This window comes from Pseudoalteromonas sp. RWi3 (genome assembly GCF_054960735.1).
Genome location: NZ_JBHNYL010000010.1, coordinates 44,375 through 69,885, shown reverse-complemented (window position 1 = coordinate 69,885; position 25,511 = coordinate 44,375). Strand labels below are relative to the sequence as shown.

At 40.0% G+C, this 25,511-nt stretch carries 20 protein-coding genes and 1 riboswitch; of the genes, 3 read left to right on the top strand and 17 right to left on the bottom strand.

The features are described from left to right. Positions 1-25 precede the first annotated feature (25 nt). From speD to ACFI4Z_RS13415, 8 genes are all read right to left on the bottom strand, one after another. On the bottom strand, positions 26-838 hold the full coding sequence (gene speD, locus ACFI4Z_RS13450) for an adenosylmethionine decarboxylase (protein WP_058560823.1): 813 nt from the start codon (positions 836-838) through the stop codon (positions 26-28). Positions 839-925: 87 nt separating this feature from the next. After that, entirely contained in the window at positions 926-1,339 is a 414-nt protein-coding gene (locus ACFI4Z_RS13445) for an OsmC family protein (protein ID WP_462671039.1), read from the bottom strand. 91 nt (positions 1,340-1,430) lie between these two features. Then, positions 1,431-1,778: a DUF3802 family protein gene (locus tag ACFI4Z_RS13440; RefSeq protein ID WP_394192932.1), complete on the bottom strand. Its 348-nt coding sequence runs from the start codon at positions 1,776-1,778 to the stop codon at positions 1,431-1,433. Positions 1,779-1,924: 146 nt separating this feature from the next. Next, positions 1,925-3,394 (bottom strand): succinylglutamate-semialdehyde dehydrogenase, encoded by a 1,470-nt coding sequence (gene astD, locus ACFI4Z_RS13435; protein WP_462671038.1) that lies wholly within the window; start codon positions 3,392-3,394, stop codon positions 1,925-1,927. A 15-nt stretch (positions 3,395-3,409) separates the two neighbouring features. Next, on the bottom strand, positions 3,410-4,426 hold the full coding sequence (gene astA, locus ACFI4Z_RS13430; RefSeq protein ID WP_462671037.1) for an arginine N-succinyltransferase: 1,017 nt from the start codon (positions 4,424-4,426) through the stop codon (positions 3,410-3,412). 86 nt (positions 4,427-4,512) lie between these two features. Then, positions 4,513-5,718, bottom strand: coding sequence for an aspartate aminotransferase family protein (locus tag ACFI4Z_RS13425; RefSeq protein ID WP_462671036.1), 1,206 nt, complete (start codon positions 5,716-5,718; stop codon positions 4,513-4,515). A 513-nt stretch (positions 5,719-6,231) separates the two neighbouring features. Further along, complete coding sequence (locus ACFI4Z_RS13420) at positions 6,232-7,392, bottom strand: HDOD domain-containing protein (RefSeq protein ID WP_462671035.1); 1,161 nt, start codon at positions 7,390-7,392, stop codon at positions 6,232-6,234. Positions 7,393-7,443: 51 nt separating this feature from the next. After that, on the bottom strand, positions 7,444-8,025 hold the full coding sequence (locus tag ACFI4Z_RS13415) for an anthranilate synthase component II (protein WP_462671034.1): 582 nt from the start codon (positions 8,023-8,025) through the stop codon (positions 7,444-7,446). A 349-nt stretch (positions 8,026-8,374) separates the two neighbouring features. On the opposite strand from ACFI4Z_RS13415, the gene ACFI4Z_RS13410 reads away from it, so the two are divergent. After that, positions 8,375-8,623, top strand: coding sequence for a YdcH family protein (locus tag ACFI4Z_RS13410; protein ID WP_462671033.1), 249 nt, complete (start codon positions 8,375-8,377; stop codon positions 8,621-8,623). 84 nt (positions 8,624-8,707) lie between these two features. Here ACFI4Z_RS13410 and ACFI4Z_RS13405 read toward each other — a convergent pair whose 3' ends face one another. Beyond that, on the bottom strand, positions 8,708-9,109 hold the full coding sequence (locus ACFI4Z_RS13405; protein WP_462671032.1) for an acyl-CoA thioesterase: 402 nt from the start codon (positions 9,107-9,109) through the stop codon (positions 8,708-8,710). Positions 9,110-9,132: 23 nt separating this feature from the next. On the opposite strand from ACFI4Z_RS13405, the gene ACFI4Z_RS13400 reads away from it, so the two are divergent. Beyond that, on the top strand, positions 9,133-9,837 hold the full coding sequence (locus ACFI4Z_RS13400) for a 2OG-Fe(II) oxygenase (protein ID WP_394192939.1): 705 nt from the start codon (positions 9,133-9,135) through the stop codon (positions 9,835-9,837). Positions 9,838-9,920: 83 nt separating this feature from the next. On the opposite strand, the gene ACFI4Z_RS13395 is transcribed toward ACFI4Z_RS13400, so the two are convergent. From ACFI4Z_RS13395 to ACFI4Z_RS13360, 8 genes are all read right to left on the bottom strand, one after another. Next, positions 9,921-11,156: a cysteine desulfurase-like protein gene (locus ACFI4Z_RS13395; RefSeq protein WP_462671031.1), complete on the bottom strand. Its 1,236-nt coding sequence runs from the start codon at positions 11,154-11,156 to the stop codon at positions 9,921-9,923. A gap of 9 nt (positions 11,157-11,165) precedes the next feature. Next, a complete protein-coding gene (locus ACFI4Z_RS13390) occupies positions 11,166-11,798 on the bottom strand; it encodes a 2OG-Fe dioxygenase family protein (protein WP_394192941.1) in 633 nt (210 codons plus the stop codon). Between the two features lie 213 nt (positions 11,799-12,011). Continuing rightward, positions 12,012-17,705: a leucine-rich repeat domain-containing protein gene (locus ACFI4Z_RS13385; protein WP_462671030.1), complete on the bottom strand. Its 5,694-nt coding sequence runs from the start codon at positions 17,703-17,705 to the stop codon at positions 12,012-12,014. A gap of 87 nt (positions 17,706-17,792) precedes the next feature. After that, entirely contained in the window at positions 17,793-18,779 is a 987-nt protein-coding gene (locus ACFI4Z_RS13380; RefSeq protein WP_462671029.1) for a hypothetical protein, read from the bottom strand. Continuing rightward, complete coding sequence (locus tag ACFI4Z_RS13375) at positions 18,779-19,723, bottom strand: autotransporter outer membrane beta-barrel domain-containing protein (protein ID WP_462671028.1); 945 nt, start codon at positions 19,721-19,723, stop codon at positions 18,779-18,781. The genes ACFI4Z_RS13380 and ACFI4Z_RS13375 overlap by 1 nt, the downstream gene beginning before the upstream one ends. Positions 19,724-20,461: 738 nt before the next feature. Continuing rightward, positions 20,462-21,523 (bottom strand): OmpA family protein, encoded by a 1,062-nt coding sequence (locus tag ACFI4Z_RS13370; protein WP_462671027.1) that lies wholly within the window; start codon positions 21,521-21,523, stop codon positions 20,462-20,464. Positions 21,524-21,983: 460 nt separating this feature from the next. Next, the gene (locus ACFI4Z_RS13365; RefSeq protein WP_462671026.1) at positions 21,984-23,393 is read right to left on the bottom strand and encodes a protein adenylyltransferase SelO; all 1,410 of its coding nucleotides are present in this window, start codon (positions 23,391-23,393) and stop codon (positions 21,984-21,986) included. A gap of 17 nt (positions 23,394-23,410) precedes the next feature. After that, positions 23,411-24,115: a DNA-3-methyladenine glycosylase I gene (locus ACFI4Z_RS13360; RefSeq protein ID WP_462671025.1), complete on the bottom strand. Its 705-nt coding sequence runs from the start codon at positions 24,113-24,115 to the stop codon at positions 23,411-23,413. 173 nt (positions 24,116-24,288) lie between these two features. Next, positions 24,289-24,482: riboswitch (Lysine riboswitch) on the top strand. 134 nt (positions 24,483-24,616) lie between these two features. Here ACFI4Z_RS13360 and dapA point away from each other — a divergent pair. Further along, positions 24,617-25,501 (top strand): 4-hydroxy-tetrahydrodipicolinate synthase, encoded by an 885-nt coding sequence (dapA, locus tag ACFI4Z_RS13355; protein WP_462671024.1) that lies wholly within the window; start codon positions 24,617-24,619, stop codon positions 25,499-25,501. The last annotated feature ends 10 nt before the right edge of the window (positions 25,502-25,511 follow it).

The window sequence follows — 25,511 nt, the reverse complement described above, 5'->3', positions numbered from 1 at the left end:
TGCGCCGTTTTTAAACAAGCTTAGCTTATTCTGTATCTGGTAAATTACGGCCGTAGAAAATCTCTTGCATCTCACGGGTTAACTTAGAACGAATTTCTTCTTCTTCGTCGTCAGATAAGTCATCTGTAGACACACCAAATAAATAAGTATTTAAATCGGTCTCTTTTAACATCATCTTAGTGTGAAATAGGTTTTCTTGATACACGTTCACGTCCATCATTTGGTACGCTTCTTTGGTATCTTCAGTCATGTAATTTTGAATCGAATTAATAGCATGATCGATATAGTGCTTCACACCATCCACGTCGCGGGTAAAACCACGTACACGGTAGTCGATTGTCACCACGTCTGAATCCAAACTATGAATTAAGAAGTTCAGCGCTTTTAGTGGCGAGATAATACCACACGTCGACACTTCGATATCAGCACGGAACGTACAAATACCATCATCAGGATGTGCTTCAGGATACGTGTGAACGCAGATATGACTTTTATCTAAATGCGCAACAACAGTGTCAGGCAATGGCCCAGGCGTTTCGTCAACATCATAGGTTTGCTGTTGTTCGATTGGCTCCTCAGATACCAATATTGTGACACTGGCACCTTGCGGATCATAATCTTGGCGAGAAACATTAAGAATGTTTGCGCCGATAATATCAACCACTTCACCTAAAATATCGGTTAGTCGATCAGCATTGTACTGTTCGTCGATATATTCAATATATTCTTTACGCTGTTGTTCGGTCTTTGCGTAGCAAATATCGTAAATACTAAAGCTTAAACTTTTGGTTAAGTTATTAAAGCCATGTAGTTTAATTTTATCGAAGGGTTTGTTCATGATAAACCAACCTATAAACTAGTGAAATCTGCCACTGCAGAATGAAAGTTCGCGGATTTTATACGAATTTCACCACGGGAAAAAGCGTTATTTTAGCTGTTGTTGCACAACTTCATGGCTGTGGGTAATTTCTACTGTTTTATCAAGCATTAATGCGACTGAGCAATACTTTTCAGCAGACAACTGTACAGCACGTGCAAGGTGTTTCTCTGAGACATTATCACCGGTAACAACAAAGTGTAGGTTTATCTTAGTGAACACGCGAGGAGCTGATTCAGCGCGTTCTGCGTTTATCTGTACTTGAACATCTGAGAAGTTTTGTTTGGCTTTTTTTAGAATGCTTACCACATCAACAGATGAACAACACCCTGCTGACATTAATACCATTTCCATTGGGCTCGGTGCTGCGCTGTCGCTGCCAGCATCAAAAACTACATTGTGGCCAGAATTAGAAAGACCAATAAACGTATCGCCTTCAACCCATTTTACATTCGCTTGCATATTATTTCTCAAAAAAATTATTTTCTTGATTGTATACCCAAGCCACCTCAAGATGCGAGTGTCGAAGAATAAAAAGCGATAATCCGTTTACTTAAGCCCCTTCAGCCACAGCATTATCAAATAAATTTTTCACTAGTCCAGCAAACTCATCAATAAATGCGTGCTGCTCTATGGTCACCTGTTTGCTGGTAACACTGCTGAGCACTTCTTGTAAATCATACACAATGCCATCAACCTCACGCACGATCATGCCACGCTGCTCTGTTGAAAGCTCTGTATGTTGCTCGCATAACAGCATCACATTTTCAGCTATATCGTCTTCAATTAACTCCATTATCGTAGGAGCGCCAGGTTTTATTTCGCCGGGCTTCTCAAATAACGCTAAATTTTGAGTAAGATACATGATGAGATCATCATACCCTTGCCTATCTAAAACCATAATTAAAACACCTGTAATAAAATTATTGGAACTCTAATGATTTAAGCAGAAAGCGCTTTTAATTGCTACCTTTGCTCAGTAACCAATACAAAAAAAGCAGCCTAGGCTGCTTTTTTAGTTATTTAGTACCAAACTAGAGTACAATATTAGTCAATTTTTAGACCTGGGCTCAATGTTGCTGGCATCGCGACTTTTTCAAGTTCAACTGAAGCAACAGGGTATGCGCAGTAATCTGCCGCATAATATGCACTTGCTCTATGATTACCTGACGCTCCAATACCACCAAATGGGGCTGCGCTTGATGCACCTGTTATTGGACGGTTCCAGTTTACAATACCTGCACGAATGCGACGCAAGAAGTGGTCATAATCAGCTGCGTTATCACTTAACAAGCCTGCCGATAAACCAAAGCTGGTGTCGTTTGCTTTATCAATTGCGCTATCAAAGTCTGTAAAGCGGAATACTTTTAATAAAGGACCAAAGTGCTCATCATCTGGGAAGTCAGTTACATTGCTACACTCTAAAATACCTGGTGTTACAAAACCTGTATTTTCAGTGTGTGTAAGCTCAACTAAAACTTCTGCACCTAGTTCAATTAATTGCTGTTGTGCTTTAGCCATACCTGCAGCGGCTGCTGATGAAATCATCGACCCCATAAATGGTTGTTCAGCATCATCGTAGTTACCTACTTTAATTGCCTGAGTCGCGCTAATTAATCCGGCTAGAATTGCGTCACCTTGCTCACCTGCTGGTAAAAATAATTTACGAGCACACGTACAGCGTTGACCACTTGAAATAAACGCAGATTGCAGAATATCGTGGATTGCCGCTTTAGTGTCTGCCACATCAGTAATGATAAGTGGGTTATTACCACCCATTTCTAATGCGAGAATTTTACCTGGCTGGCCTGCAAACTGTTCATGTAAAATATGGCCAGTGCGTGATGAACCGGTGAAAAACAAGCCATCAATCTCTTTATGTGCAGCAAGTGCTTTACCTGTTTCAACTTCACCTTGCACAAGGTTAATAACCCCAGCTGGTAAACCTGCTTTTTCCCATAGCTTAAGCGTTAGCTCAGCCACCATAGGCGTTAACTCTGATGGTTTAAATACCACTGTGTTACCGGCTAAAAGCGCAGGAACAATATGACCGTTAGGTAAATGGCCTGGGAAGTTATAAGGGCCAAATACAGCAACAACACCGTGTGGCTTGTGACGGATCATAGCGCGACCTTGTGGCATTGGGTTTTCAACGTCACCGGTGCGATCTAAAAAAGCCTTTTCAGAAATAGCGATTTTTCCTACCATGGCACCCGCTTCTGTACGCGTTTCCCATAATGGCTTACCTGTCTCTTGTGCTATCGCTACAGCAAGTTCTTCGCTATGTTCTTTTAGTGTTTCTGCAAACGTTTTTACAATCGCTAAACGTTCATCAAAAGATTTATCAGCCCAAGTGTAAAATGCTTCACGTGCAGAGCTTACTGCGCTATTTACTTGCTCAGCAGATGCCGAGTTAGCCTGCCAAATAACGTCGTTATTTGCAGGGTTTACTGAATTAAATGAATCGCCTTGGCCTTGTGACCATTGACCATTAATAAATTGTGCAGGATGAGTCATATACTTTCTCCTAAATTATAAGCTTGTTGCGGTAACGGTATCGCCCGCTTGTAAATAAAGTGCGTCTGCCATTACTTGTGGCAATGTAAGCTCTGCACTTGTCGCATCGAAGTTTAACTGTGCGACAGTTGCTCTAAAGTCATTTAATTTATCATTCGCCAGCATTACTGGCGTGTCACCGCTGTTTTCACCAATTTTCACGGTAAAGTTATTGGCATTACGAATAGTCGCAATATTATCTACTTTAGCTTCAACAGTTGGGCCCGCATCAAAAATATCAACGTAACCATTAAAGGTAAAACCTTCACTTTTTAATAACTCAATTGCTGGGCGTGTGTTGTTATGGACTTTGCCAATCACTTCTTGCGCATCTTTACTTAACAGGTTCACGTAAATTGGGTACTTAGGCATGAGTTCGGCAATAAACACTTTTTGGCCAATTCCTGTTAGGTAATCGGCTGTTGGAAAGTCCATTGAGAAAAAGTGCTCTTCGAGCCATTGCCAAAATGGGCTGTCGCCATTTTCATTTGATACACCACGCATTTCTGCAATAACTGTTTCAGCGAAACGCTGTTGATGTTGTTTTATAAACATAAAGCGTGCTTTTGACAGCAATTTACCGTTATTATTTTTACGGTAACCATCTTTTAGAAATAACGTACACAATTCAGTAGCACCGGTGTAATCGTTACAGAGCGTTAAAATATCAACCGCTTTGTATACATCAAGCGTACGTGATGAGTGAATCACTTTACTTAAATGATAATGGTAAAATGCATCATCTAAACCTACAGCGGCTTCAATAGCCGAAGTTCCGACGACTTCACCTGTTTCGCTATCTTCAAGAACAAACAAGTAACCTTCATCACCCGGGTGAGATGCACTTTTTGCGAATGAGCTTAATGAATGGTCTATTTTCTTTTGTAATAACGCTTCGTTATTCGGCAAAGAGGTAAAGCCATGGCCCGATTCGTGGGCTATTTTCAATAAAGCTGGGTAATCACATTGCTGGATTGGGCGAAGGATCATCATGAGTCCGCTTGCTCCCTTATATATAACGGTAAATTAGAATGTCAGGGCAAGCTTTCTACTTGCCCTAAATAAGATGGGACGGATAATTAACCGTTCACAACTTTAGCAACTGCTTTTTCAAAACGTGCCATACCTTCGCGAATATCTGCTTCAGGTATTACAAGTGAAGGTGTGAAACGAACAACGTCAGCACCTGCAACTAATGACATAACGCCTTCGTTGATACCGGCAACTAAAAACTCTTTCGCGCGGCCTTTAAACTGTTCGTTAACCACAGCACCAATTAATAAGCCTTGACCACGTACTTCAGAGAATACGTTGTACTTGTCATTGATTGCGGTTAATAACTCACGGAATAACGCTTCTTTTTCTTTAACGCCAGCAAGAACCTCTGATGTATTAACTGTATCAAAAGCCGCTTCACCCACAGCACATGCTAGTGGATTACCACCGTATGTAGAGCCATGCGTACCAATTTTAAGATGCTTAGCAATTTCAGTCGTCGTCAGCATTGCACCAATTGGGAAGCCACCACCTAACGCTTTAGCAGAAGTCAGGATATCTGGCGTTACGCCTAAACCTTGATATGCATATAGCTCACCCGTACGGCCAACACCTGTTTGCACTTCATCGAAAATAAGTAGCGCATTGTGTTTGTCGCATAGTTCGCGAACACCTTTAGCGAATTCGTCTGTTGGTGAGATGATACCGCCTTCACCTTGCAGAGGTTCCATCATTACGGCACATGTTTTATCTGAAATTAGCTTTTCAAATGCTGCTAAGTCGTTGTAATCACAATGTACAATATCACCAGGCTTTGGACCAAAACCATCTGAGTAAGCCGCTTGACCACCCACAGTAACTGTAAAGAATGTGCGGCCGTGGAAGCCTTTATTAAATGCAATGATTTGTGATTTTTCAGCACCGAATTCTTCAAGTGCTAAACGACGCGCTAGTTTAAGCGCCGCTTCATTTGCTTCTGCGCCTGAATTAGCAAAATAAACTTTATCAGCGAATGTTGCATCAACTAGCTTTTTAGCTAAGCGAAGTGCTGGTTCATTGGTCATAACATTTGATAAATGCCAAATTTTTTCACCTTGCTCTTTTAATGCATTTACTAGTGCAGGGTGACAGTGACCCAGACAGTTAACGGCAATACCACCAGCAAAGTCGATATACTCACGGTCTTGCTGATCCCATACGCGCGAACCTTCGCCACGAACAGGAATTACGCTTGAAGGTGCGTAGTTAGGTACCATTACTTGATCAAATAATTCGCGATTGACTGTCATTTTTATTCCTCTTAATTGTGATATCGCAGAGAGTGCAAAGCCGCTAGATTATAAACTTCATCACATGTTTAATGATGCAAATCAGCACAGCCTAAATTAAAAAAAGACTCTCTGGTTCAATTTTCAGGTAGCCATTATTTCAGAGTTTAACGCTATTGTCTCTTATAAAACTATCATGAAACCCTTGTAAATAAAGGGATTGAGATATTATTTCATAGATAGTGAATAACTATTTGCTACAAAATGTTGTTGCACTTTTGGAGTATCAAGCCGCTCTGTGACTCACTGCACGAGTCTGTCGCATTGAAATAGTAGAGATAGAATGGACTGAATGATGAATGAATAGTCGCAAAAAAATTAACAATTATTTTATAATTAGTCGAGTTTTAGCCTGTAAAAGTGAAAATAATACATTATTACTCTCAGAACAGCTGCTATTAGATAAACGCAATTACCTATAGCAGAGCCAAAGTCAGGCTGGCTTTGTCTCAATGGGTCAATCGTAGGGTGTGATCAATCTAATTTAATATGGAAGTTCTGTAAATTAACCTTCTCTAAATGCTGCAACTCAGATTTAGTAAAGTCTATATACTCAAACCACCGCTGTGCTTCATCGCTTTCAACCAACTGGTGCTCTGTGAGCGTAACATACTGCGAATAGCAGCGCGCTTTTTGCATTACCGCTGTTAAAGGCAACAGTGAATCACCCTTTGCAAGCCCTGTAGTCAGTTGCTCCATCACAAAGTTAAAAGGCAAATAACGAAATGCCATTTTTTCAATTACCTTGGCTGTTATTTTTAATGATTGCTCGCTGAGTAACGTACTCAAAAACAAAGGATCTGGCTTCAATTCTAACAATGCAGTATGTAAGTCTTTGTGTTGCTCTTCTCTGGCTAAAGTGACTTTACGACGCCAAACTAATTCAAATGTACGTAGATACAAGCGAACCAATGCTATTTTTCCAACATCCAATAACATCCCGAGTGTAAAAGCATGAATTTCATTGACGCCATTTAGTTTTGCAATTTCTTGTGCGGCAATTGCACATGCCATTGAATTATCACGTAGGCGGCGTTTAAGTAATGGAAAAGGCTCTGTGCTATGCGGCATCCAATGGCGAACAGCAAATGTTGGCACCACAAACTTTAAGTTATCAAGGCCTATGTATCGTAATGCAAGTGAGGGACTGTCGACCTTAACTGAGGTATGCTTATTACGCTGTTTGCGATAGTAGGGTAAGTTTACAAAGGTAACAAGCTCGCGTCCTAACCAACTTAGATCGTTTACAAGTGGCTCTAAACGACCAACCGACGCAGACTTTACAGACAATATATCTAAAATAGCAGGCACATTATCTTCAATACCAATTGTTTCATGTAATACACTGTCTATATCAGCAAGCTGCTTTTTCATTGCAGTTTCAATCGCATTATGAAGCTGCTGACTAGCCTGAGCGCGGTACTTATGGTGTGCTGTGCTCGTCTCTTTACGTTTCGTATGCGCCGCCATTTCTACTTCAAGTAATGTACGCTGCTTTATTGGTTCACCGTAATTAATCTCAAGCGTATGAATATAGCCAATTTGACGTTGCGCAAAGTTATGACCAAGCAATAAGTCATGTGCTCGCTGCTCTAAAACATTGGCGGTGATCTGTTGGCGCTTGATGTCTGTCATTTAATAATTTCTTTTATAAAGTAAGCGAAGAACGGTGAATTAACCCTAAGCCTAGAACCGAGTTAAAAAGTTGGCAAGTAATTCAAGCCCTTGTTCTGTTAATATTGCCTCAGGATGAAACTGTACACCTTCGAGAGCAAGCTCTTTGTGTACAAGCCCCATTATATACTCAAATTCGCCGCTAGGGGTTTGTGTCCACGCAGTTATACCAAGTTCAGCGGGTAACCCTTTCGGCTCAACAACCAATGAGTGGTAGCGACATACGGTTAACGGATTTGCCAATCCTTTAAAAACACCTTGCTCACGATGATATACCGGTGATGTTTTACCATGCATAACCTGTTTTGCGCGCACAACATTTGCACCTAATGCTTGGGCAATGGTTTGATGGCCAAGGCAAATGCCCAAAATAGGATAAATCCCTTTTAGTTGTTCAACAGCTTGTAATGAAATCCCAGCCTCAGTAGGTGAACAAGGCCCTGGTGATATCACTATATGCTGAGGATTTAGCTGCTTAATTTGTGCAATGCTTAACTCATCATTACGTTTTACCAACACCTCTTGATCAAGACGCTGAAAGTATTGCACCAAGTTATAAGTGAACGAGTCATAATTATCGATCATCAACAGCATGAATTAAGTAACCCAAAAAGCATCATCAGAATAATGGGGGGCATTCTATACCCAAACTACCTCAAGATGCGAGCGTCGTTGTTACTTCTTAAAAGGGATTGTCATTCTTGCAAAGTAACGTCTTGATATTGAGCCCCAGTGAAACGCTGAATTCTGCATATTAAGGTGACTGGGTCTATTTTCAATCAGAAGTTTCAGTTTCTTGTCAAAACAACTTAACTGCTGTTAAACCAGACTAACTCAAACAAAATAGCGATTCACTGTTGATTTATTATTAAACAACCCAAGCTCCATTTAGTGGGTAAGTAAATACCCCACTAAAGCAGCATTCATTTTAAAGGAGCAACATATGTTAGGCGAAGACCATTCATTAACTAAAGAGTTTCCTGAGTATCTAAACACGATTGCCACGTTAAACAGTGAAAGTACTGAATTTTCAGCTAAGGCTAAGCAATATAATGCCATTGATAAGGAGGTGCGGGTATTAGAGCTGCAAGATGCGCCCATTGATGACCAATCAATGCAACACATGAAAGTTAAACGCGCCGAATTAAAGGATTGGCTGCACCAAGAGTTAATGAGCGCTGACGCACCTTAGCCATCTATAGCCCACTAATGTGGGCTTTAAACATCTACCTTTAATTACTTCTGCTATTACGTAGCAAATTAAAACGAATAATCGCTACTTTTGAGCTGCAATTAAGTGCTCATTAAGAGCAAACTTTTCCTCACTAGATAACGCCTTTTTTTCTTTCGCTTTAAAGTCATAACGCACCATTACGGTTTTGCCTACCGCACAACATTTTCCCTGCTGGTATGCCTCTTGGCGAATAACAAAAGAGCTTGAACCAATATGTTCAATTGTAGATTTAACTTCAACTTCGTGACCATAAAAAAGCTCACCAACAAAACTCACTTCTACCTTAGCGATAATCAACTTCCAGTCATGCGGATTTAAATCAGGGGTAAAAAATCTAAAAATAGGCGCTCGGGCGGCTTCAAACCATACTGGGAGTACGGTATTGTTAATGTGTCCTAATACATCGGTTTCGCTAAAGCGCGGTGTAATTTTTTCTACAAACATAATAATTCCAATAAAGGCAGCTCATGACGGACTTTATTCGCGTTTACGATAACGCCCTAAGCAATGAATTTTGTGATAACTTTATCACGCTCTTTGAACAAAGCCCGCATCTAAAACAAGGTATGACCTCAGGCGGTGTCGATTTAGCTAAAAAAGATAGCCAAGATCTACATTTATATAATTATCCTGAATATTCAGAACAACTAAAACACATTCAGCAGACCACTGCAGGCTATGTATTTAAATACCTTGAAGAACATATTTTCATGATGATTGGTGCATTTGGACTAAAAGTGTATCACCCAAAAACAGGCGTGCCGACCGATTTAACGCAAGCTAACTTTGATGAAATTGGCAAACCTCAACTGCCTTTATTAGTGCAGCAGATTTTTCGCCTGGGCAATATTCAAGCGCAAAAATACGAGACAAACAAAGGCGGCTACCCTTATTGGCATAGTGAGGTTTACCCACAGGCTGGGCATAACGAAGCGCTGCACCGAGTGTTACTCTTTATGTTTTACCTGAACGATGTTGAAGAAGGTGGCGAGACTGAGTTTTACTATCAACAACGTAAAATTTCACCAAAAAAAGGGACCATGGTCATTGCTCCGGGCTACTTTACCCATACTCATCGCGGCAATAAGCCCGTCTCTAACGATAAGTATATTTTAACTTCATGGGTCATGTTTAACCGCGCAGAGCAAATATACGGACAGCCGCAGAGCTAAACGAGCTGTGAGCGCATTGTAAACATTAAAGACATGTGAGCAAGGTTCAAGCTTCTAAAACTTGAACCTTGTTGCTTGAAACTTTACCCTAAAAGTTCATCAAACAAATCAAACAGCTGATCAAGCTCTTCAATAGTGTTGTAATGCATACAACCGATGCGAACTACACCGCCTTTGTCTAAAACACCTAATTGCTCACACAAGCCCTGAGCGTAAAAGTTACCATCCCACACACAGATATGCTGTTTACCTAAAAACTCAGACACTTGGCGCGGTTCAAGCCCTTCAAATGTCAGAGCGAAAGTAGGTGTGCGCTCTGATAAACGTTCTAAATCATCAATACCAAACAGCTTGATTTTAGGATAATTGACCAGACGTGTTAGGAAGTGCTCACTTAGTGCCATTTCATGTTGTTTAGTCTTAACAAAAGCCGAAGCTAATTTTTCGCGGCGTGAATAACTATCATCAAGCTCACTAATGTCAGCAATATAGTCAACCGCTGCAATTAAACCTGCGAGTGCTTCAAAGCTTTGCGTGCCGGTTTCCCAGCGCCCTGGAATAATATCCTTAGCAGGTTCAACCTTGTAAGGTGTAAACCCCTCAAGGTGCTCACGCTTACCATAGACCACGCCCAAATGCGGGCCAAAAAACTTATACGCAGAACAAGCTAAAAAATCACAATCTAGCGCTTGTACATCCACCAGCTCATGGGGTGCATAATGCACAGCGTCAACATAAACCAATGCACCCACTTCATGAGCCATCGCAACAATACGTTGAATATCGTTAATAGACCCAGTGGTGTTTGATGCATATGTAACTGCAACAAGCTTGGTATTGCTATTAAGTAAGCTGGCAAGGTGGGCTAAATCTAAGCTACAATCCGCTTCATTGATACGTGCAGCATTAACTTTCACGCCTTTATCTTGTGCTGCTTGTTGCCACGACGATACATTTGAAAAGTGGTCAGCATTGGTCACGACGATTTCATCACCCGCTTGCCATTCACGTGAAATTGCGCGGCTAAAGCTAAATGTTAAACTGGTCATATTCGCGCCAAATACGATTTGATCGCGCGATGGGGCATTTAATAAATCAGCTGCAGCTTGGCGTGCATTGGCCATTAGCTCAACCGTTTTATCACTTGAGAAGAACGCACCACCTAAGTTAGAGTTGTAATAACCTAAATAAGCCGACATAGCACTGAGCACTGATTGCGGCACTTGCGAGCCACCCGGGCCATCTAAAAATATTGGCGATTTACCCGCAACTTGTTGCATTAATGCCGGAAATTGACGACGAAGTTTAGTTAAATTCATTGTCATTCCTTAAGCTGTTAATACGAAGCAGTCTAGGTAACCGTCTTTGCTGGCGTCAATTTTATTCATTGGTGTGGCGTTATGCCATACTTCACGGTCATTGATCAGTGCAAACATGCCGTCTTTAATTTCCATTTTAAAACATGGCTCAGCTTGTTTGTTTTCATAAACCAAAAGCTCACCACCTTCTAAATTTTCGTGTGACACGCCGCAAATGCACACGTGATCAAAACCATCTTGATGAATACCTTCTGGCGCAGGAGGCGTATCGCTTTCGATAGCAAGCATTCTAAATTGGTGAATTTCAATATCACGCTCATCACTAATACCTGTAATCGCACGAAACTCATTAACGATACTTTTCATACCGTCTGTTTGTAGCAAACTTGGTTCTAAGTTTTCGTAAGTGCGCTCAACATTGCCCTGAAAGGTATTGATTGAATCATCTTGTACAAACGCTTTAGTGGCTTGTAATTTTAGTTCACCATCTTGCACTTTAATCACTGAATAACGACGTTTTCGAAACGCACCATCGGCATAAGGATTAGCTGGAAGATTAGCAAATGATGGCTTTACTGCCTCGATATGAGCTTGGTTTACAAAACGAAGTTGTAATAGGTTCTGGTTGTTTAATGCTGTCATAAAATATCACCTAAAAAATAAGAGACTAACTCATAAATATTGAAGGGGATTTTAATGCAAGTGGAGAGGATTTTTTGCGTCTTTATTTAATTAAAGGCGTTTAAAAGTATAAAAGTAAGATCTAAAAGTGGGATTTATTGAATTTTTAATTTAAAAATAAAAACGACCACGTGCCGTGGTCGTTTTATCAACTACAAAAGGTATTCAATAAACTTATGGTGTTGTCTCTACAAACTCAACGTTAACTTCGCACGACTCTGTGATTGGACCTACTTCGTAGTAATTAGTTGAAGACCACTCTCCATTACAACCTTCAATACTCCCTACTTCATAACCACTATCAGGGTATAAATATATTCCACGGTTTTCACCATCTGACAAAGTAAAGCTAGATTCACTAGCACTACCGTTGCCAGTTACGTTTACAGTAACGCTGTAGCTTACTGAGTAGGAAATATTGTAGTAACCTTGGTTATCTCGTAAGTCATCTAAATAACTAACAGTATCGCTGCTTAGCGGATTATTATCAAAGTTCAACCTTGCTGATTTATCAGTTATAGCTTCTATCCCACTAATTGTCTCTAATGCATTATGCCTAATATAGACGTTTGTTAAGTTACTATTATTACTAAAATCTAAAGTTGTAATTGGAGAGCTATTTATCTGCAGCCAATGTAAAGATGTCATCTCGCTTATATTCAGCTGTTCAAGCTGGTAGTTATAAAACAAATCCAGTGATAATATTAGCTCTGGATTTGCAATTGAAGATAAATCACTAACACCAGAATCTGATATTCTCAGTCTTGTTAAATTAGTAAAAGGCGAGAAGTCAAAACTTGTATAGTTAGCTCCACCTATCGTTAAATCTGATATGTGATAGACCTGTGACCATGGCACAAGTGGCTGCTCAACACCTTCAACGTTTAATGAAGACAAGCTTTGTAAAGCTGAAAAATCTAGATTATTTATTGAGGTATACGAAATGCTAAGGCTTTCTAAATTAACGAGGTTTGTTAAGTTAAGCGCTGAAATCCCCATTATACCAATATCAAGGCGAGTTAATTTCGTTAAATTGGTGACATCAAGCTCTGTTACCCCACTTTGCCCCCATAAAAACGCACTTCTTAGCTCTGTTAAGTGCCCAATATTGAGTTCAGTTAAGCTACCACTATTAATTGCTAAGTACTCTAACTGAGTGTTAAAGATTAAGTCTAGCTGATTTAACTCTGTGCCTTGCAAGTCTAAATGAACTAATTGTGTTTGATTAGATAAATCAATCTGAGTAATCGGCATATCCTGCAAAGTTAAATACTGCAGTGAGGTATATGCAGATAAGTCAATATCTGAAATATTTTGTCCACTCAACTCTAGGCGAGTAATCAGACTAGAGTCGTAAAATTGAATAGATTCTATTTTTGTTGGCTGCTCAGAACCATAGTTATAACCATTAGAAAACTCTGTTAATTGCTCTAAAGCAGATAAATCTAGATGGGGACCCAAGTTTAAGTCTGAGAGTTCAAGAATCTGTAAATTAGGCAAGGCTTCTAAACCAGCTAAAGACGTAATCTCACCATAGTTGTTCCAAAGACAATTTAATTTAATCACACTCTCTAAGCTTGTTTCACCTGAATTATCAACACACATTGCAAGTGCAGGATCTGTAATATTCGCCTGAGTCGATAACGGGACAAACTCTTTAAACGTTACATCAATTTGGCAGCTTTCTTTCACATAAGGGATTCTATAATCACTGCCATCTTCATAGCCGTCACAACCTGAAATACTATCAAGCACATAACCTGAATTTGGCTCAATAGATGTCGACCAATTCGAGCCATGCTCAACAATACTCTCATCTCCTACAGCTAATGAGCCATTTCCATCGCTATTTACTGTTATTGTGTGCTCTGGCGCATCAAATGATAAATACACTTCATCACCGACCTGGCAACTATTACCTTTTAAATACTTACAGAAAGTAATATCACGGCGATTGTTATCGATTAACTCAATAACGGTATCTTGACCATCCAGTATAAGCTCTAATTTACCGTCAATCAGCTCAACATTTACAGGATCGGCATCATTAAGTTGGAAAGTATAGTATTGTTTATCTTGGGCTTCATCGTAATCACCATGTCTAACACCCCAATGCGCAATTCCATTCTCATCATTTTGATATAGCCCAAAACCTAAACTATACTCATAAAACTGATCGACCTTTGTTGAAGGACTATAGTCATGGATATATAAATGCGCAGTGGTTTCCTCTGCTGACGAGCCTTGAGTAATTGTACGTTCAATATAATAACGGTCGCCGTCAACAGCTACTAAAGTGTATACAAACTTACCAGCAAGATGGCATGTATCCAAAGCAACGTCGCACCAGTCAACTCTTTGCCAATTACCATCTGTTGTGTCGTAATACAAATCACGGATCAAATGTCCGTCCTCAAACCCCTTTTGATACGAACTGGTTCCAGTAGTAAAGAAAACCTCTCCATCTTGGTAGATTTGTACTTCAGCCCAGTGAGAGTCGATATCATGACCATCTCTGAACTGATGACGCCCGGCAAAGTTATCAGCTGAGATTGCTTGCTCATTACGACGCACCATAATGCCAGCATCTGTATAATGCTCACCGTCAAAAATACCTTGTGTGACTAACTGGTAGCCCACATTTATATCTTTAGTGACATAAAATGACTCAGTTCCGCCATCCTCAGGGAAATTAAGCACCATAGTGTTATCTGTAACTTGCCAAGTAAAGCTTTCATCTGATAAATCGCTGATATTATGAGATACACCTGTACCATCATCATTGAAAAAAACTTTATAAACCGTATTTTCACCAACAAGGTTAACCGACCATTCACCTTCCATGTCATTAGCATTAATTGCTAAGCGTTGCTCAAGAGTTGTTTTACTTACTTCATATGAACTTGTGTACTCATCTACCAGTACATCATCTTGGTATTGTTCAATATCACGACCTAGCTCATACCAATTACTGCCTTTTTCAGGGAGTGGTGTTAAGGTCAGTTTTGTTGCGATATCTTTAGTCGCAACATTCATCCCAGTGCTATTAGAGAAGCTTTCGTATTCTTGTAAAACAAAATCACTTTGAGGAGTAATCTCTATAACTCCCTCAGCGGTTTCCGTCCACGTTACCTCTACTTTACCATTGTAGGTTAATGCGCCTGTATTATCTTCACTTAGCTCTACCGTATAAGCGCTCGCATAATAAAGGTCTTGATTGCCAATTATAAAGGTACCGACAGTCTCCTGCTGCTCTTTAAAGGTCGCATTAATTTCACAATCTATATTACTAGCGAGTGCAATGTAGTGGTTGCCTTCAATATAGCCTTCACAGCCTTCGATTGAGTCTAAAATGAAACCATCGTCAGGGATTATTTCAAAGCCTACACGTTGATAGAAAAACGACGATTGTGTCGCAGGTGAAATTTCACCATTGCCACTTGAGTTAGCAGTAAGGGTAACTTTAGGGCGCTTTGGTAAGTAAGTAATTTGTGATGCTGCATTACACGTGCCGCCGTCTTTATAGTGGCAAACAATAATGCTTTCGGTATTTGAGGAAACAAGTTCAAAATGCCATTTTTCACCATTTCGATCATAACTTAATACGCCATCATTAAAAGTTGCGCCAGTGTAAGTCTGGCCTTCTAATTCTACAGCGTATGTCACATTACCGTTTTCGTCATACTCAGCGTAAACCCTGTCGGTCTGCCCATCCGTTGAATAAAACTCAGTGTAATTATCTAATAATTCTTCTGTAAATGCGCTGTAGTTTAAATCTTTGCTGTATTCATAAACTAATATCGCGCCATCTTGAGAGATAATCTCACCATTTGGTGAGTAGTAATTGATAGTTCGATTTATATAAAAAAGGTTATCAACAATACTAATAAACTCATGAATCATTTCACTATTAAGATAACAGCTTGCATCAAAGCCTTCACATGATGTAACAACTTCATTGTTATAAATGAAGCGCTTACGTGTAAACTGACCATCCTCTAAATGCCCTTGCCAATCAGTAATGCCTAAACCAATCATAGTTGTGCCATCGTTATGAATATTTAAATCATACGATTGAGACGTGCCAATAAAACCATGCCAGCGACCAACTAAATCTTCATTCGTCGTGGTAACGGCTTGTTTTTTGATTAATAAGCCAGTTAAGGTGTCGCTCGGCTCATCAAAGCTTGTATCAAGTCCAACTAATTGATAACCGCCACTTAATGCTTTTGTAAACCAAAGCTCAAGCTGCCCTGTTTCACCATCTTCATCATAGTTAACAGTTAAACTATGGCTATTTAGTTGCCAAGTAAATGCTTCGCTGCTGTTACCACCAATATCGCCTGTACCATCAGCATAGAATTGCAGGGTTTCAGGTAGGTCAGGATCGTCACTAGTATCGTAATCATTCTCATACGCATGAAATGCCCACTCACCTATAAGCTGCTCAGCCAATAATGAAATGGTTTTATTTTTGTATATTAGATTCGTAGTGTACGTTTCATCTTCTTCAGTCGTCATTGTGACTGAGCCGGAATTTCTATCAACTATCATTCGCTCTGTTGAACGCGTGATCTCGATGGTTCTAAATACATCGTTTTCAGCTAATACTATAAAACTAAGCCCTGTTAAAACTAAGGACTCTGAACTTTCAGCATCTGAATTTTGATAAATCGTAACCTGTTTATCAAACTCTAATGTATACACACCGGCACTTTTAGACCAAGTAATTGCGCTACTGGTATTAGAGCTAAACTGCCCGCTACCATCTGCCACTAGGCTTAAGTGAAACGCTGTATTTGTGTGGTAGCGAGGTGAGTTAATAATATAATTACCCTCTAACGAACCTGTCGCACCAGTTACTAGATCATCATCTTCTTTAATTTCTTTTTTTGTTTTTTCGATGATTTCAGGGTCTTTCTCTGTTACTTCTTCTTCAAACTGCTTTGCTACTTGCTCGTTTGCAACAAGCTCTAGTGTGTTATTAACACCTTCTGGTAACGAATAGTCTGGGTTGTCGACCACAATTTTAATAAGAGTTGCTAACTGAATTTTTTCATCAGCATCGACATTTAACAGGGCACTATCAAGTTCCTCTTCACTTGCTGGCTCCGTACCACCACGAGTTAAAAGTGCAAATTCAGCAGTGGTAACATTGGTGATATTTACACCAAAATTATCATCGCTATCGAGAGTTTTATCGTCACCTGCTTGCGCGAGAAGTTTTTCGACTGAGCTCAATTGCGATACAAACTCCACACCTGGATTGAGTGTATCTAATCCTTTTGCTTTAACTCTTACTAGCTTTTTAGCTGATGACTCGTCAATATCTAACACTGCAGTATAACGACCATTATCACCAGCTTGAATATTGAAAGACTCACTACCAACCACAATCTCAAGCTCAGCATTGGCAATAGGTTCATCTGTTACGATACCAGTAATTGTAACATTAGAGACTTTACGTTTAATAAGGACTTCTTGTGTTGATGAAGCGGTTGCGCCGTCATCATCTGTCACTGTAACAGTAAAGTTAACTGTTACATCTTCTGTAATATCAGGAGAGGTAAATGTGGCCTCAGCAGTACTTAAGCCACTGCTGGTAAACTCAAAACTTGCATCATGGCTCCAACTGTAAGATGCGATACTCCCATCACTGTCAGATGCGATAGCGTTTAATGTTAACGCTTCTTGCTCAAGTGCGTCTTCAATAGTAGTTTGGCTAACTGTAGGGCTTTCATTAGTTACAGGGGGTGGTGTAGGTGTGGGACCAGAAGTGCCCTCATCACCGCCGCCACCACCGCAGCCAGCTAAAATTAATGCTCCAGTAAAAATACCTACACGAAGCTTTTTTTTTAATAAATCCATTTGTACCCCTCATTATAAAGGGAAGCCTATAAGCGGCGTCCCTAAACTTAAAAAGTCGCCCTAAAACGACTTTAGATTAAATATGTATTACAACGCGGCTTTAATCTGCTGTAATTGCTCAGTGAATGATAGGTGTCTTAAATCTCCCAAACCAACAGCCTCTGTTAATTCAGCTAGCTCATACTCAAATTTAAGTAACTTACTTTCAATGTCTTTATCATCTAATGCTGTTTTTGTTTTTAAGTATTCATTGAAAAGGCTATCTATTCGTTTTATTTGATGTGCCACTAAATTCGCTTCAAGCTTAATGTTGTCGTAATCTCGGTAATTACTCTTGGCATAGTTCTGGCCTTGTTCTAACTGAGACTTAACATCACTATATACAACAGGAAATACGTCAGGTTTATCAGAATCGGCTAATTGATAGATTTTGCGAATGTGCTCTGAAAAATAAAACTGCACAACAGCATCCTTTTCCAGTGCTGTAAGCTGCTCTAAAAGTTGAGGAACATACTGTCTAACTTGTGATTCTTCACCCTCAATTAGTAGTTCTTTTAACTCTTCATGTCGCTGCTCTAAGACGGTATAACGTTTTTCAAAGTGAATTTTTGCGTCAATTTGAGTAAGCACTGCAAACTCTTCTCTCACAGGCTTTAATACAGCTGTAATACGATCTTTTGAAAGGTTAGCAGCAGTTACAAGACTGATAACTTGCTGACATTGTTCCATTACTTCATCCGCAACCGTATCGGATGAAAATAATGATGCACTATCAAGCGCACGATCCGGCGTAAGTCTTAGTTCTTCAAACTCTGTTTCAAGAACTTGCCAGATTTTTTGAGCTTCCCTTACTTTTTCAATATCATACTCTGCGAGCGATTCAGACTTTATAAGGTTATAAGCTGTTAACGCTTCCCCAAACGCTTGCTCCGCTTTTTGAAAAGCGGCTTGTTTTTGCTCTGGTGTTGCTTGTTCACCCGCTAAGCCTGCAAGATCTTTTTGAACAGACTCAATCGTTTTGCAACCACTCAATGTGATTCCCATAAAAATAGTTACGAGTAATAGTTTTCTCATTAGTAGCTCCACTGTGCGCCAAGAGTGAATGAAACATTGCTATATTCAACTTCTGGCACTCTTAAACGTTGGCCATTTTCAAGGTTTTCGGTAACAATATCGCGTGATTTATATTGCGCATCTATGCCTGCAAGAATCGCAATGTGATTCATAACCTGATAACGCATACCTGCTCTGGCAAACACTCCCCAACCATTAAAGCTATCGGTCAGTGTTGTTGTTTCAAATTGGGTGTTCTGAATTTCAGAATACATAGGACTGCTTACTTCGCCTTCTAAATACCAACTATATTTATTAAAACTGTCTTTGAGGCGGCTGTCATAGCGAGCACCCATTGTAAGTAAAATACCCATTTGATCTTCGGATACAGATATTACTGGGCGAAGTTGAGATGTGTAGTTTTGCTGTGAGCCTGTTTGCCCGCCTTCCATACCTGGTAAAGTAAAGCGTGCAGGGTTGTCAGGGTCATCGGAAATTGCAATTAAGGCCTTATCAAATGAATCAGCTCCTGGCTGTACAAAAGAAAAGTTTGAACGTGTAAAGCTGGAAGTGAAAAACTTTGTACCCACTGTGAATTGTATTGCTTGTGAAAAATTATAAGCTCCTTTAAAACCAATCTCATTGGCTTTGAGTTTAAATGCATTTTGCTGAACAGCACCAAACTCCCCCATATACCAAGTTTCAGTTGCAATATCGGTCGAGATTGTTGCAGCGCTTTCAACATAAAAACCCCAATCATCATCTATCCCTGTATAAGAAAGTTGGCGTATTGCTGGGTTGGTAACATCTATCGATTGGCTAAGCTGACCAAAGCCTGCTACATCGTTTAGGGTTTCACTGTAGCCTATGGTTTCAAAACCTATACGGACTTCACTAAAAGAGGGGTTCGGTGTTGCATATGCAGATGCGCAAAAAAGGACGGGGATTAATAGAGGTAATTTCATGAACATGCCTTATTCTCTGCTATAAAGTTACCCAAATAGAAGAGAGCAAAGCTCTATGTACCCTCCATGGTAACAAAAAATAACATTTGTTAAAATATTTTAAACACACGTAATTTTAGTCCCATACGATTATACGTCAAGCAAAAATGAACGCTGACTTAATAAAAAATTCGCAATAAAAGGGCTCAACTAACTAAATTAACCATAAGTTATTAATTAAAATACTTTTTTTATTTACGTATTATAAATGTTTTTAGTATAATCGAACTTTGTTAGAAGCTCAGTTAATTGATAAGCTCGTTTAGCTCAGTTTATGTAAATACCTTTCTCAAAATTGCAGCCTCGACTAAAGCGCGCATTTATTATGAATTTCTATATTTGCAAGAATACGCTTATAAAATGAATCTCTTGCTACATAAAGTTGACCTATATTACTGATATGCAAGCCAGTCAAGGCTTCATCCATTTTCTATTCTGCGATACTTAATAATAGTCGCATATAACCAGATATTATTTGATTCAAATAAAAGCAAAAATAAACCAAGCAGCAAGGGGTTAGAGCATTCTAGTGATGAACCCTTGTGTGTTGAGGTAAGAGCAAAATCAGCATAGCACAAAGCTTTAGTAAATATTGCAAAGTGAAAGGCTATTACATGGATATGACATAAATTGATCATCACTGAATTACAGACATAAAAAAACCCAGCAAAAGCTGGGTTTTTATAAAAGTATTATAAATTAACGCTTAACTTTAACGCGCTCAATTACTGTTACGTGTGCTTCAACACGACGGTTTTCAGCATGCGCTGCTGCCGTGTTAGCTTCATTTTTAAGACGCTCTTCACCTAAACCAACCGTGATGATACGCTCTTTTTCAATGCCATCTTCAATAAGGCGAGCCGCAACTGAATCTGCACGCTTTTTAGATAACCACTTGTTGTAATCTGCTTTACCTACAGCAGAAGTGTGACCTTCTAAAAGCACTTCAGTACCTGGGTGCTCATTTAAGAAAGCAACTGCTGCATCAATGTCATCTAAGTATTTTTGTGAAACTTTAGATGTATTGTTAGGGAACGTAATTAGTAAGCTCTTAGTTACTTCACGATCTTCATATAAAGTACAGCCAGTGCCGTCTACTGCATCAGTCATCGGTGTGTTGGCACACTGATCATCTGCATCAGGAATATTATCGTTATCGCTGTCTGTTGGAGCTACAGCAACTGGAACAACCGCTGCTACTGGTGCAGCTTCTACTGGTGCAGAAGATGAACTTTGGTTGCCAAACAAGTAGCTTAGACCTAGTTTAGCGCCAACATCAGTGTAACCACGATCAAGACCTTGGAAGATTGATGTTTCTGCGTTGAACGCTAAGTTATCAGTGAAGTAATGTTGGTAACCAGCACCTACGTTAGCAAATGTTAGACTTTCCATCGCATCAACGTTTTTAAGACCAACGATGCCGTAAAAAGGGCCACCATTGATGTGGTAAAGAGCATCGACACCTAAACGATCGCCTTCAAGGCTAGTTGCCGTCATTGCTGGGTTTGAGCTTGAAATGTCAAAGTCCATATCAGCATACTCTAAACGTGCACTCCAGTAATCGCTAAAACGATAACCTAGTTCAAGACCCCAACCTGTTGAATCATCAACGTTAGTGCCGGCACTACCACGAACGTTTTCCCAAGAAGCGTCATAATAGTCGCCAAATGCGCCGATAAAGAAACCTTCTTTTTCAGCCGCGAAGCTTGAAGCGCTAGTTGCAGCTAGTGCCAAAGCAATAGTAAGAGATTTTAATTTCATTGTTTCCTTCCCATTTTCACAATTAAAATTGTAGCTAAGTGACCCTAGCCTAATTAAGTATTACCAGAGTACAGAATCTTTTGTTAATCATTACTTAACGAAAACACATTCATGATGTTTTTAATCAAAGTATTTTTAGAATAAAAGCGCTAATCAGTATAGACCAGATAAAAAATTTTACCTAACCTACGCAAACGCAGCACTTTAGACTTACAATAAACATATAAATTCAAATATTTAACGTATCACAACTTGTTTCAATTTAGCGATACAGATTTTAAAACCCTTATTAGCATTATATTGCTTAATTTTGAATCAACAAGTAGTAACCGTGTTTATTTGCAATAAATGTCTATAAATAACAGTTAATAATTGCATCCTGACACATTTAGCCAGTAATAATTCATTACCTAAACATATATCGATGCTACACAAGCATGTTTTCAAGCAGCCCGACGTATTAAGTGCCACAGAAAGTTTGGTAGCCTTTTTCATCTAAAGCTGCATTATTCCATGACTCATTGATGCTTTGAGTATAGGGATTTTGCAGTGCTTGTAAGTATTCGCTTAGTATGGGGCTATGATTAGATTCAGCAAAGTCTTTTAAGATTTTTTCTACCATATAGTTACGCGGAATCAATATTGGGTTGGCTTTTCGCATAATTGAGTAACTTTGTTTGTGTGTCCTTTGAACCCACTTTTCAGACCAAGACGATAATACCGAAGGAATTGCTACATCTTCTTTCAACGACTTCGTTAAACTGTCAAACGTATTGGTATAGTCAAGAGAGTTATCTTTTAACAATGCTAATAACTCAGCAACTAACTTGCTATCTTGTGGATCATGCCCATCCAACCCTAGCTTTTGTGCCCACATTTCAGTAAATGCGTGATTAAACTTTTCTGCAAAACTATTAATTAAAGGACTCAGTAAAGCAACGGCTTGTTCATCATCTTCGTTTATTAACGGTATTAAACTCTCAGCTAACCGTGCGCAATTCCAGTTAGCAATATTGGGTTGATTGCCAAAAGCGTAGCGTCCTTGACGGTCAATGGAGCTAAATACTGTATCAAAATCAAAACTATTCATCATGGCACAAGGGCCATAATCAATGGTTTCACCACTGACAAGTGTATTATCTGTATTCATTACACCGTGAATAAACCCCACCCGCATCCAGCTCACAACTAGTTCTATTTGTTTTTTAATTACTTCACTTAAGAAGGCTAAATAACGCTCAGGACCCGTACTTTGTATGTGTGGATAATGTCGTGTAATTGCCAAATCAGCCAAAGCTTTTAAAGCTACAACATCTCCTTGCGTTGCTAAATACTGAAATGACCCTACTCTAATGTGACTTGATGCAACTCGAGTCACAATCGCGCCGGGCTGTGGTGGTTGCCGGTAAACGGTTTCGCCAGTTGCGACGACTGCTAAACATCGAGTTGTCGGCACGCCTAATGCGTGCATTGCTTCACTCATTATGTATTCACGTACTGCAGGACCAATAGCGCAACGACCATCACCACCACGTGAAAACGGTGTCGCCCCAGAGCCTTTTAGCTGGATATCCCAAAGTAACCCTTGTTGATCAGCAACAGCCCCAAGTAAATGCGCGCGCCCATCTCCTAAGCGAGGTGAAAAGTGGCCAAATTGATGACCCGAATAGCCCAGTGCAACAGGCGCTACAGTTGAGTCTATATGATTACCACTAAACACTGCGGCCTGTTGCTGTGATGAAATATCAATACTTAACTGTTTAGCCACAGCATCGTTAAATAACAGCAGCGAAGGCTCGCCAACTGAACTCGGTCTATCGGCGATAGCAAATTGCTCTGCGATCTCGGTATAGCGTGATACTAATTTCATTAAATTACCTTTCGCCGCTATTGCGGTTCAGTTGTTTGAATACCCACACGGTTATCACCCACACTATAGGCTACGATTAAGCTTAGCTCCTGCAAACTTAAGCCACTTTGTTGCTGCAATTCATTAAAAAATGCTTGTGCGCCAGTGAGCGATTTTTTAGTTTGTAAGCCACCGTCTATAATTTTGTGCGCGCGTAAATAACTTTCTACGTCGCGTGAAAGTAAAAACGTATCTTTACCTAAAGTGCGTAATGCATAAGGCCCTGTGTTGCCACCTAATCGTGCGCCATGCTTTTTTAAATAAGCCCATAAGCCAATTATGTCGTCTGTAGGCCAATTAGCAATAAACGCACTAAAACTGCCGTGTTCACTCGCTACCTCATGAATCATATATGCGTTATCAGCAATGGTTTGTACTTTTTTAAAATTACGCACAATACGCTCATCACTGGCTTTTTGTTCTAGCATATCAGGTGGCATCATCAGTAACTTTTCAACACTAAAATCCCAAAATACTTCCCTAAAGCCAGCCCATTTACTATTGATTACAGACCAATAAAAGCCACTTTGAAACACTTTACGGGTAAACTCTTCAAGCCAAGCATCATCGGGCAAATTTTTAAGCTGTGCTTGTGAAAGTGGCGCATGCAGTAATTGCGCTAACATCGCTTTACCGCCTTTTCGCTGTGCTGCTCGTTGATAAATATCCTGAAACTTTTCCATTGATTAACTACCCTTGCTTTGTCTATTTGCTAGTGTACGAAAAAATGACCTTATACGTAACCGCTAGTCATAAACGATCGTTTACAGCCTTGACACCTAGACGGCTAAAATGCTTTAATCACCGCCATTACCCCTATTTAAGGTGTGAGTTTAATCGTTTTAAACTCACACTGTGGGCTAGAAGAGGTGCGTTATTCAGGTAACGTATGTGAGGAGCACACACTCCAATGATCATACGTGAGGGGAATTAACGCCGAGAAGTAACACTTTTTGTGAAGGGTTATTTCGGGCGACTGGGTTGAATCCCAGCGACTGTCACCAACAACAGCAACGCTGTTGATAAGTTTGGTGGAGAGCTTCTGGTCTTAGCATAATAAGGCCTGTGCGCCCTGTTATTTAAGCCCATTCGCTCTTCGAATTTTAAAGTTCGACTGACGTAAATGCGGCGTTTTCCAATTATTCCTCATTTTACTCAGCGAACACCTAATAAGTTCGTTGCAGATGAAAAACAACTTTAATTTAAACGACTACCCGTTATGGACTGCACTCGTCACGCCTTTTACTGATGATGGCCAAGTCGATTATGCAGTACTTGAACAGTTAGTTACACAACAGCAAGCTGCTAATAATGGCATTTTACTACTCGGTAGTACGGGTGAAGGCTTAGCACTTAGTTTGAAAGAACAACAAGCCATTGTTGAACGTGTATGTCAGTTAAAGCCTACTGTGCCATTAATGGTCGCCGTTGGCGGTATGAACCTAACACAACAAATTGCGTGGGTAGAGTACTGTAATAAACTGCCTATTCACGGTTATTTATTGGGCTCACCACTGTATGCCAAACCGGGTGTTGTGGGTCAAACTCACTGGTTTGAAAGCCTGCTCAACGCAAGTAACCATCCATGCATGCTTTATAACGTACCTGGGCGCAGTGCAGTAGATATTCCACCAGCCGTTGTTAGCAATTTAAAAGAGCATAAAAATTTATGGGCACTAAAAGAAGCCAGCGGTGATATTGCGAAATTTGAAGGATTTAGAAAAGCCTCACCAGAGTTAGCAATATTCAGTGGCGATGATGCCCTTATGCCTTATTTTGCCCAAGCAGGCGCAAAAGGTTTGGTTTCTGTAGCGGCTAATGCATGGCCTACACAAACCCACGAGTTTGTTAAGCGCAGCCTCAGCGGTCAGCACCCAAATTTATTTGCCGATTGGTCACAAGCAATCCAAAGCTTGTTTGCCGTAGCAAACCCCATTCCCGTCAAAGTTTTGATGCATCTACAAGGGCGACTAAACAGCCCATATTTGCGTCCACCATTAACTCACTTAGAGTTAACCCAAACAGATTGCATTAATAATGCAAATAACACCATTTTATCTTGGCATTAAACACAGGTTT

What these genes read in the sequence shown, in the direction of transcription:
- speD (WP_058560823.1), bottom strand. Translation starts at nt 838, where the DNA reads ATGAACAAACCCTTCGATAAAATTAAACTACATGGCTTTAATAACTTA.
- ACFI4Z_RS13445 (WP_462671039.1), bottom strand. Translation starts at nt 1,339, where the DNA reads ATGCAAGCGAATGTAAAATGGGTTGAAGGCGATACGTTTATTGGTCTT.
- ACFI4Z_RS13440 (WP_394192932.1), bottom strand. Translation starts at nt 1,778, where the DNA reads ATGGTTTTAGATAGGCAAGGGTATGATGATCTCATCATGTATCTTACT.
- astD (WP_462671038.1), bottom strand. Translation starts at nt 3,394, where the DNA reads ATGACTCATCCTGCACAATTTATTAATGGTCAATGGTCACAAGGCCAA.
- astA (WP_462671037.1), bottom strand. Translation starts at nt 4,426, where the DNA reads ATGATGATCCTTCGCCCAATCCAGCAATGTGATTACCCAGCTTTATTG.
- ACFI4Z_RS13425 (WP_462671036.1), bottom strand. Translation starts at nt 5,718, where the DNA reads ATGACAGTCAATCGCGAATTATTTGATCAAGTAATGGTACCTAACTAC.
- ACFI4Z_RS13420 (WP_462671035.1), bottom strand. Translation starts at nt 7,392, where the DNA reads ATGACAGACATCAAGCGCCAACAGATCACCGCCAATGTTTTAGAGCAG.
- ACFI4Z_RS13415 (WP_462671034.1), bottom strand. Translation starts at nt 8,025, where the DNA reads ATGCTGTTGATGATCGATAATTATGACTCGTTCACTTATAACTTGGTG.
- ACFI4Z_RS13410 (WP_462671033.1), top strand. Translation starts at nt 8,375, where the DNA reads ATGTTAGGCGAAGACCATTCATTAACTAAAGAGTTTCCTGAGTATCTA.
- ACFI4Z_RS13405 (WP_462671032.1), bottom strand. Translation starts at nt 9,109, where the DNA reads ATGTTTGTAGAAAAAATTACACCGCGCTTTAGCGAAACCGATGTATTA.
- ACFI4Z_RS13400 (WP_394192939.1), top strand. Translation starts at nt 9,133, where the DNA reads ATGACGGACTTTATTCGCGTTTACGATAACGCCCTAAGCAATGAATTT.
- ACFI4Z_RS13395 (WP_462671031.1), bottom strand. Translation starts at nt 11,156, where the DNA reads ATGAATTTAACTAAACTTCGTCGTCAATTTCCGGCATTAATGCAACAA.
- ACFI4Z_RS13390 (WP_394192941.1), bottom strand. Translation starts at nt 11,798, where the DNA reads ATGACAGCATTAAACAACCAGAACCTATTACAACTTCGTTTTGTAAAC.
- ACFI4Z_RS13385 (WP_462671030.1), bottom strand. Translation starts at nt 17,705, where the DNA reads ATGGATTTATTAAAAAAAAAGCTTCGTGTAGGTATTTTTACTGGAGCA.
- ACFI4Z_RS13380 (WP_462671029.1), bottom strand. Translation starts at nt 18,779, where the DNA reads ATGAGAAAACTATTACTCGTAACTATTTTTATGGGAATCACATTGAGT.
- ACFI4Z_RS13375 (WP_462671028.1), bottom strand. Translation starts at nt 19,723, where the DNA reads ATGAAATTACCTCTATTAATCCCCGTCCTTTTTTGCGCATCTGCATAT.
- ACFI4Z_RS13370 (WP_462671027.1), bottom strand. Translation starts at nt 21,523, where the DNA reads ATGAAATTAAAATCTCTTACTATTGCTTTGGCACTAGCTGCAACTAGC.
- ACFI4Z_RS13365 (WP_462671026.1), bottom strand. Translation starts at nt 23,393, where the DNA reads ATGAAATTAGTATCACGCTATACCGAGATCGCAGAGCAATTTGCTATC.
- ACFI4Z_RS13360 (WP_462671025.1), bottom strand. Translation starts at nt 24,115, where the DNA reads ATGGAAAAGTTTCAGGATATTTATCAACGAGCAGCACAGCGAAAAGGC.
- dapA (WP_462671024.1), top strand. Translation starts at nt 24,617, where the DNA reads ATGAAAAACAACTTTAATTTAAACGACTACCCGTTATGGACTGCACTC.